This window comes from Sphingomonas xanthus (assembly GCF_007998985.1).
GTDB classification, from domain to species: domain Bacteria; phylum Pseudomonadota; class Alphaproteobacteria; order Sphingomonadales; family Sphingomonadaceae; genus Sphingomicrobium; species Sphingomicrobium xanthum.
Genome location: NZ_CP041659.1, coordinates 209,380 through 223,926, shown reverse-complemented (window position 1 = coordinate 223,926; position 14,547 = coordinate 209,380). Strand labels below are relative to the sequence as shown.

General features: G+C 62.2%; 11 protein-coding genes and 2 tRNA genes. All 13 read left to right on the top strand.

What is annotated here, in order from left to right; genetic code table 11:
* Nucleotides 1-42 precede the first annotated feature (42 nt).
* A complete protein-coding gene (locus tag FMM02_RS01070) occupies nucleotides 43-816 on the top strand; it encodes a hypothetical protein (RefSeq protein WP_147493132.1) in 774 nt (257 codons plus the stop codon).
* Nucleotides 813-2,033: a M48 family metallopeptidase gene (locus FMM02_RS01065; protein WP_147493131.1), complete on the top strand. Its 1,221-nt coding sequence runs from the start codon at nucleotides 813-815 to the stop codon at nucleotides 2,031-2,033. Before FMM02_RS01070 ends, FMM02_RS01065 begins: the two co-directional genes overlap by 4 nt.
* Nucleotides 2,034-2,044: 11 nt before the next feature.
* On the top strand, nucleotides 2,045-2,656 hold the full coding sequence (locus tag FMM02_RS01060; protein WP_147493130.1) for a hypothetical protein: 612 nt from the start codon (nucleotides 2,045-2,047) through the stop codon (nucleotides 2,654-2,656).
* Between the two features lie 393 nt (nucleotides 2,657-3,049).
* Nucleotides 3,050-3,134, top strand: a tRNA-Leu gene (locus FMM02_RS01055).
* 62 nt (nucleotides 3,135-3,196) lie between these two features.
* Entirely contained in the window at nucleotides 3,197-4,747 is a 1,551-nt protein-coding gene (gene tig, locus FMM02_RS01050; protein WP_147494917.1) for a trigger factor, read from the top strand.
* A gap of 97 nt (nucleotides 4,748-4,844) precedes the next feature.
* Nucleotides 4,845-5,783, top strand: coding sequence for a glycosyltransferase (locus FMM02_RS01045; protein WP_147493129.1), 939 nt, complete (start codon nucleotides 4,845-4,847; stop codon nucleotides 5,781-5,783).
* Between the two features lie 110 nt (nucleotides 5,784-5,893).
* Nucleotides 5,894-8,749 carry a TonB-dependent receptor gene (locus FMM02_RS01040; RefSeq protein WP_147493128.1) on the top strand — a complete coding sequence of 952 codons (2,856 nt, stop codon included), beginning with the start codon at nucleotides 5,894-5,896 and terminating at the stop codon, nucleotides 8,747-8,749.
* 136 nt (nucleotides 8,750-8,885) lie between these two features.
* Nucleotides 8,886-9,539 (top strand): ATP-dependent Clp endopeptidase proteolytic subunit ClpP, encoded by a 654-nt coding sequence (clpP, locus tag FMM02_RS01035; RefSeq protein ID WP_147493127.1) that lies wholly within the window; start codon nucleotides 8,886-8,888, stop codon nucleotides 9,537-9,539.
* Nucleotides 9,540-9,744: 205 nt separating this feature from the next.
* Nucleotides 9,745-11,031 (top strand): ATP-dependent Clp protease ATP-binding subunit ClpX, encoded by a 1,287-nt coding sequence (clpX, locus tag FMM02_RS01030; RefSeq protein WP_147493126.1) that lies wholly within the window; start codon nucleotides 9,745-9,747, stop codon nucleotides 11,029-11,031.
* A gap of 2 nt (nucleotides 11,032-11,033) precedes the next feature.
* Nucleotides 11,034-11,561: a hypothetical protein gene (locus FMM02_RS01025; RefSeq protein ID WP_147493125.1), complete on the top strand. Its 528-nt coding sequence runs from the start codon at nucleotides 11,034-11,036 to the stop codon at nucleotides 11,559-11,561.
* Nucleotides 11,562-11,600: 39 nt separating this feature from the next.
* Nucleotides 11,601-14,000 carry an endopeptidase La gene (lon, locus tag FMM02_RS01020; protein WP_147493124.1) on the top strand — a complete coding sequence of 800 codons (2,400 nt, stop codon included), beginning with the start codon at nucleotides 11,601-11,603 and terminating at the stop codon, nucleotides 13,998-14,000.
* A 90-nt stretch (nucleotides 14,001-14,090) separates the two neighbouring features.
* On the top strand, nucleotides 14,091-14,363 hold the full coding sequence (locus tag FMM02_RS01015; RefSeq protein ID WP_119530479.1) for an HU family DNA-binding protein: 273 nt from the start codon (nucleotides 14,091-14,093) through the stop codon (nucleotides 14,361-14,363).
* Between the two features lie 73 nt (nucleotides 14,364-14,436).
* A tRNA-Val gene (locus FMM02_RS01010) sits at nucleotides 14,437-14,511 on the top strand.
* Nucleotides 14,512-14,547 lie beyond the last annotated feature (36 nt).

The following is a 14,547-nucleotide window of genomic DNA, read 5'->3' as shown; positions in this document are numbered from 1 at the left end:
AGGGCAGGTTTCCAACCGACAATATCAGTCGGGGGTGAGCTTATGCGCCGGTTGGGTATCGCGCTGTTGGCAGGGGTCGCGCTCGCGGGGTGCGTCCAAACGCGGCAATATGCGGACGTCGAGTTCGCGCCTCCCCAGGGCCAGTACAAACTTCTGGTCATGCGGCCCGACGTGGCGGTCGGATCGGTGACCACGGGCGGAATGGTCGAACCGCGTGCCGACTGGACGGAAATGGCCCGGGCCAGGATGATCGAGGCGATCCGGGCCCAACAGGCGGGCCGCGGCGGCGACATCCGCATCCTCGAGCGGCGGGACTCGCTTCCGGGCGTTTCGGCCGAGAGCATCGCCGAGCTCGAGCGGCTCCACTATGCGGTTGGCAGTTCGATTGCTCTTCATAAATATTCGGGTGCCTATCTCCCGACCAAGCGCGGCAAGGGGCTTGACTGGACCTTGGGGGCCGATGCCGTCGCGCTGGGCCGGCAGTCCGGTTACGACTATGCATTGTTCCTTCATGCCGAAGACAGTTTCGCGTCTGGCGGCCGGGTCGCGCTGCAGGTCCTGGGGATTGCCGGATGCTTCGTCGGCTTCTGCGCTCCGACGATGGCCGGGGATGGGCAACTGGCCTACGCCAGCCTCGTCGATCTTCGGACCGGCGAAGTGGTCTGGTTCAACGTCGTCCAGGCGGGCAGCCAGGTCGCGGGGATCAAGATGGGGGATATTCGGACGGAGGCCGGCGCCGCGCAGCTGGTCGATCGCCTGCTTGAACGCATGAAGCCGGGCCGCAACGTCCGTCGCCGGCAGGACCAGGTACAATGAGCCCGCCGATTAGCCGGCGCGCCTTGATCGGCGGCGGCGGATTGCTTGCCGCCGGAATTGCGACCGGCGCCGCCCAGGCGCGCGTTCTGCCGAAGGAAATGGAGCCGCTGATCGGTCCTGGCTATCGGGCGGTGGACCAGGACGAAAAAGGCCTGTGGAAATTGATGGAGAGGGTCGAAGAGGAGGTCTCCGGATCGAACCTGCTGATCCGTGATCCGCGGCTGGCCGCCTATCTTGGCGAACTGATCGGCCGGGTCGGCGGACCGGCCGCCAAGGACATGCGCATCTACCTGGCGCGGATCCCCGAATTTAACGCGGTGATGTTTCCGACGGGCTTCACCGTAATCTTCTCCGGCTTGCTGCTAAGGATGCGCAATGAGGCGCAGCTCGCCGGGGTGATCGCCCATGAAAGCGCCCACTTCCTGCGCAAGCACCAGATTCGCCAATGGCGCGACATGCGCCGCAGGACCGATATTTTCTCGTTCCTAGCGATGGGGGCAGGGGTCGCGGGCGGTGCCGCGGGCATCTATGCGGGCGATCTCGTACGGCTGGCCCAGCTTGGCACGATGCTGTCGCTCCTTCGATATAATCGCACGCTGGAAGCCGAGGCCGACGCGATGGGGATCAGGCTGCTCGCCGAGGCAGGCTACGATCCCGTGGCCATGAGCGAGACGTGGAGCCAATTGATCGGCGAGCTTGACCTCAGCGCCAAATATCGGCGCAAGCGCCGCCACCGCGACTTCTCGCTCTTTTCGACCCATCCCGCGCCGGAATCGCGGATGGCTGACCTCAAGGTGTCGGCTGCCGAAGTGCGCGTCGGAGGACGCGCCTATGACGCTCATCGCGATCGCTATCTTGCGGCGCTTGCAGCGACCCGGCCAACCTTGCTCGACGACCAGGTCAAACTCAACGATCCCGGAGCAAGCCAGTATATCGTCAACGTTCTTGCGAAAGACGGCTGGAACGGATTGCTGCGCTTCCATGAAGGCGAAATCTGGAGGCTGAGGGGGCGGAGCGGGGATGAACAACGGGCGGCCCAGGGCTACGCCGCATCGATCCTCTATCCGGACGCGCCGCCGGATGCATGGCGCTGGCATGGAATCATGCTGAAAAAGCAGGGGCGGGGGGCCGAGGCGCGCCCGGCCTTCCAACGCTACCTAACGATGAATCCCAACGCGCCTGACGCGGCGCTCGTGCGGCAAATGATGGCGAGTTGAGGAGAATGGCCATGCGGATTTCAATCATCCTGGCCGCCCTGGCGCTCGGCGGATGCAGTTCGGTTGGTGGTGGCGGCTTTGGCTATGGCGGCTATTCACTCGTTCGGGCGAAAGAGGTCCGGGTCGGCGATAAAACGCTGGCGGTGACGCCGCCGCGCGAATGGAATCGCATCGCCGCCAGCCTGTTCGTCGACATCTCCGCGGTCGAGGACTGGACCCAGAATGGCCCCTATCTCGATAGCCTGAGCTTCGTCACCGGTCTCAAGGACGGCAAGACGCTGGTTCGGCAGCGCAGCCGCGACGATCGTCAGGTCCCCAAGTTTCGGTCGGGCATGACCGCCCCCGAGATCGCGGCGATGATCGAGACGTTGTTCCGGGTCCGGGGCGGGACGGTCGATTTCAAGACGCTGTCGCTGGCGCCGCGGCCGTTCCTTGGGGCCAATGGTTTCCAATATGATTTCGAGCATCTTGATAGCGACGAGGTCCGACGGCAAGGTCGTGCCGTCGGTGTCGTTATCGAGGGACGACTGTACCTCGTGCTGCTGGATGCGGCCCGATCACATTATTATTCCACTCTTCTCCCGGATTTCGAAGCCGTGGTCGCCTCGGCTCGGCGGGTCTAGTCGCTCACGGGATCGGGCGTGGGCGGGGGCTCCGGCTCTCCCGGCAATGGCGGGACCTCGCCCGGCCCGTCGGCCGGCGGCGGCGAGCCGGGTCGCGGGGGAATGCTGGCCATCACCAGCCTCGCGCGACCGCGCCCGGCGAAGGGATATCGACGTCGCCTGGTAGTTCTGGTGCCTCGGCGGGAGGGACCGTGGGCTCGGCAGGTGAAGCGGGCGGAACCGGCTGCGAGGGCGGTGGCGGCGTCTCTTGGGGCGGTGTGGTCGGCTGGGACGGGTCTTGCATGGCTTGCTCCTTCGATAAGATAACCCCGTCGCGGCCGCGGAGTTGCTCGTCTCGGCGCTCTTGCCCCGCAGCCGATCCTTGCTATAGGCCCGCACCTTAATGACGTCCGCGCGCGCGTGGCGGAATTGGTAGACGCGCTGGATTTAGGTTCCAGTGTCGAAAGATGTGGGGGTTCGAGTCCCTCCGCGCGCACCATTTTCCGACAGGAAACCGCGAACGTCCGCAGCAGATTTTTCGAGTGGGATAAAGCCGTGACCATGAAGACCGTCGAGACGGAAAACGAAGGCCTGAAGCGGGCCTATAAGCTGACCATTCCCGCCAAGGACATCGACGCGCGCGTCGACGGCGAGATCCAGCGCATCGCGCCGACCGTGCGCATGCCAGGTTTCCGTCCGGGCAAGGTGCCGCCGAACCTCATCCGCAAGATGCATGGCGAAGCGCTGATGCGCGATGCGCTCAACACCGCGGTGCAGGACAGCGTCCAGAAACTGATGGCGGACAAGAAGCTCCGCCCGGCGATGCAGCCGGAAGTCGAGCTCGACGAGGGCTATGAGACCGGCAAGGATGCGGAAATCAATGTCCGCCTCGAAACCCTCCCCGATGTCCCGGCGCCAAAGACCGACGGGCTGAAGCTTGAGCGACTGACGGTCGATACCGACGATGAGGCGGTCGATGCGCAGCTGAAGCAGCTGGCCGCGTCGCAAACCCGCTTCGAGCCCGCCAAGAAGGGTCACAAGGCGGCGAAGGGCGACCAGGTCGTTATCGACTTCGCAGGCAAGGTCGACGGCGTCGCTTTCGACGGCGGTACCGGCGAGGACATGATCGTGGTGCTCGGTTCGGGCCAACTGATCCCGGGCTTCGAAGACCAGCTGGAAGGCGTCAAGGTCGGCGACGAAAAGCAGCTGAACGTGACGTTCCCCGCCGACTATCCGGCGGAGGACCTCAAGGGCCAGGCTGCGACCTTCGATATCAAGGTCAAGGAAGTGAAGGTCGCCGGCGAGACCAAGCTCGACGACGATTTCGCGAAGCAGCTCGGGCTCAATGACTTGGCGCAGCTCAAGGGGTTGATCAAGGACCAGCAGCAGCAGGAACTGAACGGTCTGACCCGCACGCACATGAAGCGCCGCCTCCTCGACCAGCTCGCCGCGGATCATGATTTCGAGGTCCCGCCGTCAATGGTCGACGCCGAATATGAGAATATCATGGCCCAGCTTCGCCACGAAGCCAGCCATGAAGCGGATCCCGAAGCGGCGCTTAAGGAAATCGAGGGCGACGCCGCCGATTATCGCGACATTGCCGTGCGCCGAGTGCGCCTTGGCCTGTTGCTCAGCGAGATCGGTGCGGCCAACGGCATTGAGGTCAGCCAGCAGGAAATGAACCGGCTGATCGGCCAGGCTGCAGCGCAATACCAGCCCAAGGACCGCGACGCGTTCATCCGTTACCTTCAGCAAAATCCGATGGCCGCCGCCCAGCTTCGTGCCCCGCTTTATGAGGACAAGGTCGTCGATTTCCTTTTCTCCAAGGCGGAGATCAGCGAGCGTTCGGTAACCCGTGCCGAGCTAGAAGCGGACCTCGAAAGCGAGGAAGGCCATGTCCATGGGCCCGGTTGCGGCCATGACCATGGCGAGGCGAAGCCGGCCAAGAAGGCTGCAGCGAAAAAGCCTGCCGCGAAGAAGGCCGATGCGCCCGCCAAGGCTGAAAAGCCGGCGGCCAAGAAGTCCGCTGCTGCCAAGTCCGAGAAGGCGGAACCAAAGAAAGCCGAACCGGCCAAGGCCGCCGCCAAGAAACCAGCCGCCAAGAAGAAGTAAGGCGCTTCGGCCTAGCTTGTCGAAGCCCCTCTTTCCTCTCTAAGCAGCGGGAGAGGCGGGCCTCGACCGTTTGGCCGGCAGCTTTTGGGGGGATTTGATGGACGACATGTTGCGGATCGCCGTCCTCCTGCCTTGCTACAATGAGGAAGCGGCGGTCGCGAAGACGATCGCCGGCTTCCGCTCGGCTCTACCCTCGGCGACAATCTACGTCTACGACAATAATAGCAGCGATCGAACGATAGAGGTCGCGCGGGCCGCTGGCGCCGTTGTCCGCTCGGAAGGGCAGCAAGGCAAAGGACATGTCGTGCGCCGGATGTTCGCCGACGTCGATGCCGATGTTTATGTCATGGCCGATGGAGACCTGACCTACGATCCCAAGGCCGCGCCGGACATGGTCAAGCTGCTGGTGGAAGACCAGCTCGACATGGTGGTCGGGACCCGCCAGCATGAAATCGCCGAGGCCTATCGCGGCGGTCATGTGCTGGGCAATCGGATCTTCACCGGATTGCTCGCGCGCCTTTTCGGGCGAAGCTTCACCGACATTTTTTCCGGCTATCGGGCCTTTTCGCGACGGTTCGTCAAAAGCTTTCCGGTCCTGTCCGAGGGCTTCGAGATCGAGACCGAGATCAGCGTCCATGCCTTGGAACTGAAAATGCCGGTTGGCGAGATTCCCACCGTTTATGGGGCGCGGCCCGAAGGCTCGGCGTCGAAACTGTCGACCTATCGCGACGGCTGGCGCATCCTGAAGACCATCGGCACATTGTACCGCGTCGAGCGACCGGTGCTTTTCTATGGCGGCATCGCCGCCTTGATGATGGCTGCGGCACTAATACTGTCGGTGCCTTTGCTCCTGACCTACCTCGACACCGGACTCGTGCCCCGCTTGCCGACCGCAATTCTGGTCACCGGCATGGTGATTGTTGCAGTCCTTGGATTCTTTGCGGGGCTAATCCTCGATACGGTGACCCGTGGGCGGCGCGAAGTCAGACGACTTGCCTATCTAGCCTATTCCGCACCGGTTGTTGCAGGAAAGTAACAGTCAGAGCCAAATAAAGCACCCAGCTATTCCTGCGCCCAACAGTTTTATACTCTCTCTCGTCAGCAAGAAAGCTTTATCCGCTTTTTGTTTAACAGGGAGAAAACTGGATGGGTCGTTTCCACAGGACGCTTCGCGATGGCGCCGCCATTCTCGCATTGGTGACCGGCAGTGCCGCGGCAGCACAAAGTACCTTGCCTCCACCCGACGCATCGGAAACGCCGTCCTCGACGGCCACCGAACCGACAGTCGCGGGCGAAATTGTTGTCACCGGTTCACGCATCCGCCGCGACCCGTTGTCGCAGGAACAGCCGATCATTTTCGTCGACCAGGAAGATATGGCCAAGACGGGCCTGAATTCGGTCAACGATGTGCTTCAGCGCCTGCCCAGTTCGGGTGGCGGTCTCAACAGCAAGATCAACAATTCGGGTAATCTCGGCAATCCGCCGGACGGGGGCGGCGTCGGTGCCGGTGCCGCGGAGATTGATCTTCGCTACCTCGGTTCGCGACGAGTGCTCGTGCTTGTTGACGGCATTCGCTACGTGAACGGCGCGTCCGCATCGGGTGTACCCGGGTCAACTGACCTCAACTCCATCCCCGAAAGCGCGATAGAGCGCATCGAAGTCCTCCAGGACGGCGCGTCTGCCATTTACGGCTCGGACGCGATCGCCGGCGTGGTCAACATCATTACCAAGAAGCGTCAGGCCGGATTTGCCGGCAGCGCGCAATGGGGCGGCTACGATGTCGGCGATGGCTTCACCCAGAATTACCAGCTGAGCTGGGGCAATGGAAGCAATGGCCCGCTCGACCTCGTCGTAGGCGGCAATTTCGTCAAGCAAGGCGCTGTCTCGACCGCCAATCGCGCGATCAGCCGGTTTCCGAACCCCTATTCGGAAAGCTGCGCCGATGGCGGCTGTTCGGGCTTTCTGCCTAATGGCCGTTACGCCGTGCTTGGCCAGGACCTGACCCTGATCGCGCCGGTCCCGCCGGGAACTACGCCGACGCTTGCCGACTTCCGGCCATTCGCCGACCCGGCGGACCGGTTCAATTTCGGCCCATTCAACCTGCTGCAGGTTCCGCTTGAGCGCTACGGTGCCTTCGCCAATCTGAAGTATGAATTGGCGGAGAGGATCAACTTTTCGGCCAAGGCCCTGTGGAACCGCCGCAAATCGAAGAACCAGGCCGCTCCGCTGCCGTTCGGTGTGGGGGTCGCTTCGGGCCTTACTCCGGTGCTCAGCTCGATCGTTATCGACGACACCAACCCCTATAACCCGTTCGGAGTCGATCTGGATTCCAGCAACACCCGCTTCATCCTCCGGCGGTTCGTCGAAGGGGGGCCCCGTCGGTTCAACCAGACCGTCGATACGCGGTACGGCACCGCGACGCTTGATGGCAGTTTCGACCTTGGCGGTCGCAGCTGGTTCTGGGATGTCAACGCGGCCTATGGCCGGAACAAGGCCAAGCAGCGGATGCTTGGAAACATTCACTCCGGCCGGCTGCGGACCGCGCTTGGGCCATTGGCGACTTGCCAGGCGACGACAGGTTGCGTGCCCTTCAACCTGTTCGGCGGCGCCGGGTCCATCACCCAAGACATGCTCGACTATGTCACCTTCATCCAGAACGACAGCAGCGAGCAGAAGGTGTTCGATGCGACGGGCAACCTCTCGGGAAGCCTGTTCGATCTTCCGGGCGGCCCGCTAGGGGTCGCTGTCGGCGTGGAATATCGCAAGCTCAAGGGACGTTTCGATCCCGATCCTGTCGTCGCCGCCGGCTTCAGCTCCGACATTCCGGCTTTGCCGACTCGAGGCAGCTACAGCGTGCGGGAAGCCTATGCGGAAGTCAGCGCGCCGCTGCTTGCCGACATGCCCTTCGTCGATGCGCTTGAGTTGACCGGCGCGGTGCGCTTCTCCGACTATTCGCGCGGACTTGGCTCTCCGACGACGTTCAAGGCCGGGCTCAACTGGAAGCCGGTTCCCGACCTCCGGCTCCGCGCATCCTGGGCGCAGGGCTTCCGGGCGCCGCAGATCGGTGAACTGTTCGGCAGCCAGTCGCGTTTTGACCAGACGCTCAACGACCCTTGTTCGTCGCATGCCACCAACAACCAGCCGCAGCGTTTTTCCAACAACCCTCAAGTGCGGGCCAACTGCATTGCACTCGGCGTTCCCGCCGATGGCAGCTATTCGCAGGCCAATCCGCAAATCTCGGTCGTGGTTGGTGGCAATGAGGATCTGCAACCGGAAACATCGAAGAGCTGGGTCGTGGGCGGCGTGTTCAGCCCGCGCTTCCTCCCCGGTTTCTCGGTGGAAGCGAACTGGTATCAAATCCGCCTGAAGGATGCGATCCAGACGATCAATGCCAACGTCACGCTGGTGAATTGCGTCGTCAACAATGACCCGTCCTCTTGCGCACTGACGACGCGGGTCAACGGCGAGCTGACCGAAATTTCGGGATTGCTGCAGAACATCGCGGCAATTCGGACTCACGGCTGGGACGTCAATCTGGCCTATCGCAACATCCGGACCGGGGCTGGCAAGTTCAACCTGACCTGGAACAACACCTTCCTCCGCAACTTCGACGTGTTTGTTCCAACCACCACCGGCTTGCAGAAACTGAGCCGCGAGGGAACGGAGGTCGGCGCACCATCGCAGGCCTATCCGAAGTGGAAATCGGTCGGCACGATCGATTGGGACCTGACCAATTTCGGGGCCTCGGTCACCGGTCGCTACGTCTCCAAGCTGGACGACGGGACCACCGGCAACAAGCTGGATTCGGTGTTCTATACCGACGTTCAGCTGCGCTGGTTCGCGCCGAGCTTTGCCGACAATTTCGGCTTCGCTCTTGGCGTCAACAACCTGTTCGACGTGAAGACTCCGGGCTGCATCAGCTGCGAAACCAACAATTTCGCGGTATCTGCGCATGATGTTCCGGGCCGCTACCTTTACGCCCGAGCAACCGTGAAAATGTAACGCGGGCCTTCGGCACTGCATAACGGGGGAGGGCGGCCCGCTCGCGCGGGTCGCCCTTTTCCTTTATTTCGCTGCTTGAACACGCGCGGTTTCGGCCCGATGTAGGGCGCACACAACGCAAGGACCGGTTACCCCCATGGATCATCAAGACATTGTTTCCGCCCTCGTCCCCATCGTCATCGAACAATCGAACCGGGGCGAACGCAGCTTCGACATCTATTCGCGGCTGTTGCGGGAACGGATCGTCTTCATCACCGGCCCCATCGAGGACCATATGGCCTCGCTGATCACCGCCCAGCTGCTCTTCCTCGAGTCCGAGAACCCGAAGAAGGACATCTTCATGTACATCAATTCGCCTGGCGGCGTCGTGACCGCCGGTCTCGCGATCCACGACACGATGCAATATATCCGTCCGAAGGTCAGCACGGTCTGCATCGGCCAAGCCGCGTCGATGGGGAGCTTCCTGCTGGCGGCGGGCGAGCCGGGTATGCGGATCGCGCTGACCAACAGTCGCATAATGGTCCACCAGCCGTCCGGCGGCGCGCAGGGCATGGCGTCCGATATCGAAATCCAGGCGCGCGAAATCCTGCGTATGCGCACCCGCCTGAACTCGCTTTACGCCAAATATACCGGCCAGCCGATCGAAGAAGTCGAAAAGGCGATGGATCGCGACAAGTTCCTGGAGGCCGACGAGGCCAAGGCCTGGGGGCTGATCGACGAAGTGTTTGACCGCAGGCCCGACCTCAGCGATGGCGACAGGACGGGCGCGGCGGACATAACGCCCGCCTGAGCGAACCCGAACCTAGGTATTTGAGCCGGACCGCGCTTGGTCCGGGCTCTTCGCCCTTGCCGTAGCCAACCTTGCGTTCCATATTTGGGACAGGCACTTACGGTGGGGCAGCGCGTTAACGCATCTGCTAGTTTGATTGTGCGATAAACCGGTTTAGCATGACCGGGCGGCCGCCCTGCGGCCGGTAATGAAGACAAGGGATGATATGACCAAGCTTTCCGGCGGCAGCGACAGCAAGAGCACGCTTTACTGCAGCTTCTGTGGCAAGTCTCAGCATGAGGTCCGCAAGCTTATTGCCGGCCCGACCGTCTTCATCTGCGACGAATGCGTCGAACTTTGCAACGATATCATCCGCGAGGAGACCAAGTCGGCGCTGGTCAAGACCCGCGACGGCGTTCCGGCGCCCAGCGAGATCTACAAAGTACTCGACGACTATGTGATCGGGCAGCAGCGCGCCAAGCGCGTATTGTCGGTCGCGGTCCATAATCATTACAAGCGGCTCGCCCATGGGTCGAAGTCGGGCGCGGACGTGGAACTCGCCAAGTCCAACATCCTCCTGATTGGCCCCACCGGGTGCGGCAAGACGCTTCTGGCTCAGACGCTGGCGCGGATTCTCGATGTGCCGTTCACCATGGCAGACGCCACAACGCTGACCGAGGCCGGCTATGTCGGCGAGGATGTCGAAAACATCATCCTGAAGTTGTTGCAGGCGTCCGACTACAATGTCGAAAAGGCCCAGCGGGGCATCGTTTACATCGACGAGATCGACAAGATTTCCCGCAAATCCGACAATCCGTCGATCACCCGCGATGTGTCCGGCGAAGGCGTCCAGCAGGCCCTGCTGAAGCTGATGGAAGGCACCACCGCCTCGGTCCCGCCGCAGGGCGGTCGCAAACACCCGCAGCAGGAATTCCTGCAGGTCGATACGACCAACATTCTGTTCATCTGCGGCGGCGCCTTCGCGGGCCTCGAAAAAATCATCGGTGATCGCCTCCAGGGCAAGTCGATGGGATTTGGCGCCCATGTTGCTGCCCCGGACGAGCAGCGCACCGGCGAAACTTTGAAGAGCACCGAGCCAGAGGATCTGCTCAAATTTGGCCTGATCCCCGAATTCATCGGTCGCTTGCCCGTGATCGCGACGCTCGAGGACCTGGACGAGACCGCATTGGTCAAGATCCTTGTCGAGCCCAAGAACGCATTGGTAAAACAGTATCAGAAGCTCTTCGACATGGAGGAGGTCGAGTTGGGCTTCTCCGACGAGGCGCTGCATGCCGTTGCCAAGAAGGCGATCGAGCGCAAGACAGGCGCTCGCGGCCTCCGCTCGATCCTCGAGGGCATCCTCCTCGACACGATGTTCGATCTGCCGTCGATGGAGGGGGTCGATGAAGTCCATGTCGACAAGGATGTGATCGACGGACGAAAGGACCCGGTCAGGGTCTATGCGAAGAAGGACAAGTCGGCCGCCGGCGGCACCACTGGCGACGCGGCCTGATAGTGGGGTCGGTCCCGGCGCCCGCGTCGGCGCGGTTGCTTGACGACAGCTTCCTAAAAATCCTGCCGGCCGCCATCCGAGAGCCGCGCAATCCCGGGCGGGCGATCCTGATCGGCTGGCTTCTCAGCATCAGCGGAAGCCTGATTCTTGCGGGTATTTCAAGGCTGGTCGCGCCATCGCTCCCGGCGCCCGAGTTCCCGCTGCAGGGCCCTGTCGCCTTCCTGCTGCTGGTGGTGTTCGCACCGCTGGTCGAAACCCTGGCGATGGCCGCGGCGCTGGCGATATTCGTTCGCCTGATGCCGCCCGCAGCTGCAATCCTGTTAAGCGCGGTGGGCTGGGGCGCGCTCCATTCGGCGCAAGCGATCGGCTGGGGCTTGGTCATCTGGTGGCCATTCCTTATCTTTTCGACCCTCTATGTCGTTTGGCGCCAGCGCGGCTTCTGGGCAGGTGTCGGCATCGCTGCGGCGACCCACGCCATGCAGAACCTAATTCCCGGACTGCTCGTCGCATTTGGACAAAGCACCTCGTGATTCATTGCGCGACGGGATGAGGCCGCCCATATAGCGGCCATGAAAAGCCGTACTCTTCCTGTCCTTCCGCTTCGCGACATTGTCGTCTTCCCGCATCGCATCGTGCCGCTGTTCGTTGGCCGCGAGAAATCGGTCGCCGCATTGGAAACCGCGATGGCAGCCGACAAGGAGCTGTTCCTGGTTGCCCAGCTCGACCCGAGCGAGGACGATCCCGATCGCGACGCGCTCTACGATCTTGGCGTAATCGCTACCGCCATGCAGTTGCTGAAACTGCCCGATGGGACCGTTCGCGTCCTTGTTGAAGGCGTCCAGCGGGCGCGTTTGGTCGACTTGTCGGAAGTCGACGGCCACCAGGTTGCCGAGGTGGAGCTGGTCGAGGAGCAGGAAGCCGACGGGCCGGAGGCGCTGGCGCTGATGCGCTCGGTGATCGACCAGTTCGAAAATTACGCGAAGCTCAACAAAAGGTTGCCCGCCGAAACGTCGATGCAGCTTGGCGAGATCGAAGAACCATCGATCCTTGCCGATGCGGTCGCGTCGAATCTATCGATCAAGGTTGCGGACAAGCAGGCGCTACTCGGCGAGCTTCACCCGGCGCGTCGGCTTGAGATGGTGTTCGCGTTCATGGAAGGCGAACTGGGCGTCCTCCAAGTGGAGAAGAAGATCCGCAGCCGCGTCAAGCGGCAGATGGAGAAGACCCAGCGCGAATATTACCTCAACGAACAATTGAAGGCGATCCAGCGCGAGTTGGGCGAAGGCGAGGAGGGCGGCGACGAGCTTAACGAGCTTGCGACCAAGATCCGCAAGACCCGCCTGTCCAAGGAAGCCAAGACGCGCGCCAATGCCGAACTGAAGAAGCTACGGGCAATGGCGCCGATGTCCGCCGAAGCAACGGTGGCGCGCAATTATCTCGATGTGCTGCTCGGCCTGCCCTGGGGCAAGAAGAGCCGGCTAAAGCGTGACATCGCCGAAGCGCAGGCGGTTCTGGACGAGGATCATTATGCCCTTGAGAAGGTCAAGGACCGGATCGTCGAATATCTGGCGGTCCAAGCTCGCACTAACCGGCTGAAGGGTCCGATCCTGTGCCTAGTCGGCCCGCCCGGCGTCGGCAAGACCTCGCTTGGTCGCTCGATTGCCAAGGCGACCGGGCGCGAATTCGTTCGCCAGTCGCTCGGCGGCGTACGCGACGAAGCCGAAATCCGCGGTCACCGCCGGACCTATATTGGCTCCTTGCCCGGCAAGATCATCGCCAACCTCAAGAAGGCGGGGACCAACAACCCGCTGTTCCTGCTCGACGAAATCGACAAGCTCGGACAGGATTTCCGCGGCGATCCAGCATCCGCCCTGCTGGAAGTCCTCGACCCGGAGCAGAACAGTCGGTTTCAGGACCATTATCTCGAACTCGACTATGACCTGTCGGATGTGATGTTCGTGACGACGGCCAATTCGCTCGACATGCCGCAGCCGCTGCTCGACCGCATGGAGATCATCCGGCTTGAGGGTTATACCGAGGATGAGAAGGTCGAGATCGCCAAGCGCCACCTGATCCCCAAGCAGGTCGAGGCGCATGGCCTCAAGGACGAAGAGCTCCAGTTTGACGATGGGGGGCTTCGCTCCGTCATCCGTCATTATACGCGGGAGGCCGGGGTCCGCACGCTCGAGCGCGAACTCGCCAAGATCGCGCGCAAGTCGCTTCGCCAAATTCTTGAGAACAAGTCTGAAGCAATCATCCTAACCGAAGAGAATGTAGGAGATTTTCTCGGTGTCCGTCGGTACCGCTACGGGGTCGGCGAGGAAGAGGATCAGATTGGCGCTGTGACCGGCTTGGCGTGGACCGAGGTTGGCGGCGAACTATTGACGATCGAGGCCGTCACCGTTCCGGGCAAGGGTCAGATCAAGACGACCGGCAAGCTTGGTGAAGTGATGCAGGAGTCGATCCAGGCGGCGATGAGCTTCGTCAAGGCGCGCTCTCCAAGCTATGGCGTGAAGCCGTCGATCTTCTCGCGCAAGGACATTCACGTCCACTTGCCTGAAGGGGCGGTGCCAAAGGACGGGCCGTCAGCGGGTATCGGCATGGTTACGGCGATGATTTCGACATTGACCGGCATTGCGGTACGCCGCGATGTGGCGATGACCGGCGAAGTCACGTTACGGGGCAGGGTGCTTCCGATTGGCGGTCTCAAGGAAAAATTGCTGGCGGCTCTGCGCGGCGGCATAACCACGGTGCTCATTCCGGCGGATAATGAAAAGGACCTTGCCGAGATTCCGCAGTCGGTGAAGGAAGCCTTGGAGATCATCCCGGTGGCCCACGTGGACGAAGTCCTGGCGCGCTCGCTCGCTCGGCCGATTGTGCCGATCGAGTGGTCTGATCCCGACGAACAGGCCACCGAACCTGTCGTTCATCCCTCGGTTGGCGGGGAAGAGACCACCATTCGTCACTAGGGCTTTGACTTAGTGCCCGGAAATTGCCTTAAAAGGGCGGTTCTTTGCCGGGCAGCGAGTCCCGCTGCACCGAACCGGGAGCTGTAACGCATGAACAAGCAAGAACTCATCGGCCACGTTGCCGACCGCGCTGGTCTTTCGCGCAATGACGCGAGCCGGGCAGTCGAAACAATGCTTGAGGTGATCACCTCGACCCTGAAGCGCGGCGATGAGGTCCGCCTCGTCGGATTCGGTAACTTCTCGGTCACCCGCCGCAAGGCCTCGACGGGACGCAATCCCCGGACCGGGGAGCCAATGCAGATTAAGGCAACCTCTCAGCCAAAATTTCGGCCCGGCAAGGTGCTCAAGGATGCTGTCCAATAAGTTTGGATAAGGCCCGCCAACGGGCTGGACAGGGTCGGTGGGCTCGCCTAATTGCGCCCGACCGACGCGGCATGGGCGCGTAGCTCAGTGGTAGAGCACACCCTTCACACGGGTGGGGTCGCAGGTTCAATCCCTGCCGCGCCCACCATGCGCGTCCGGCACGCGGGCCGGCGTCCAAGTAAGG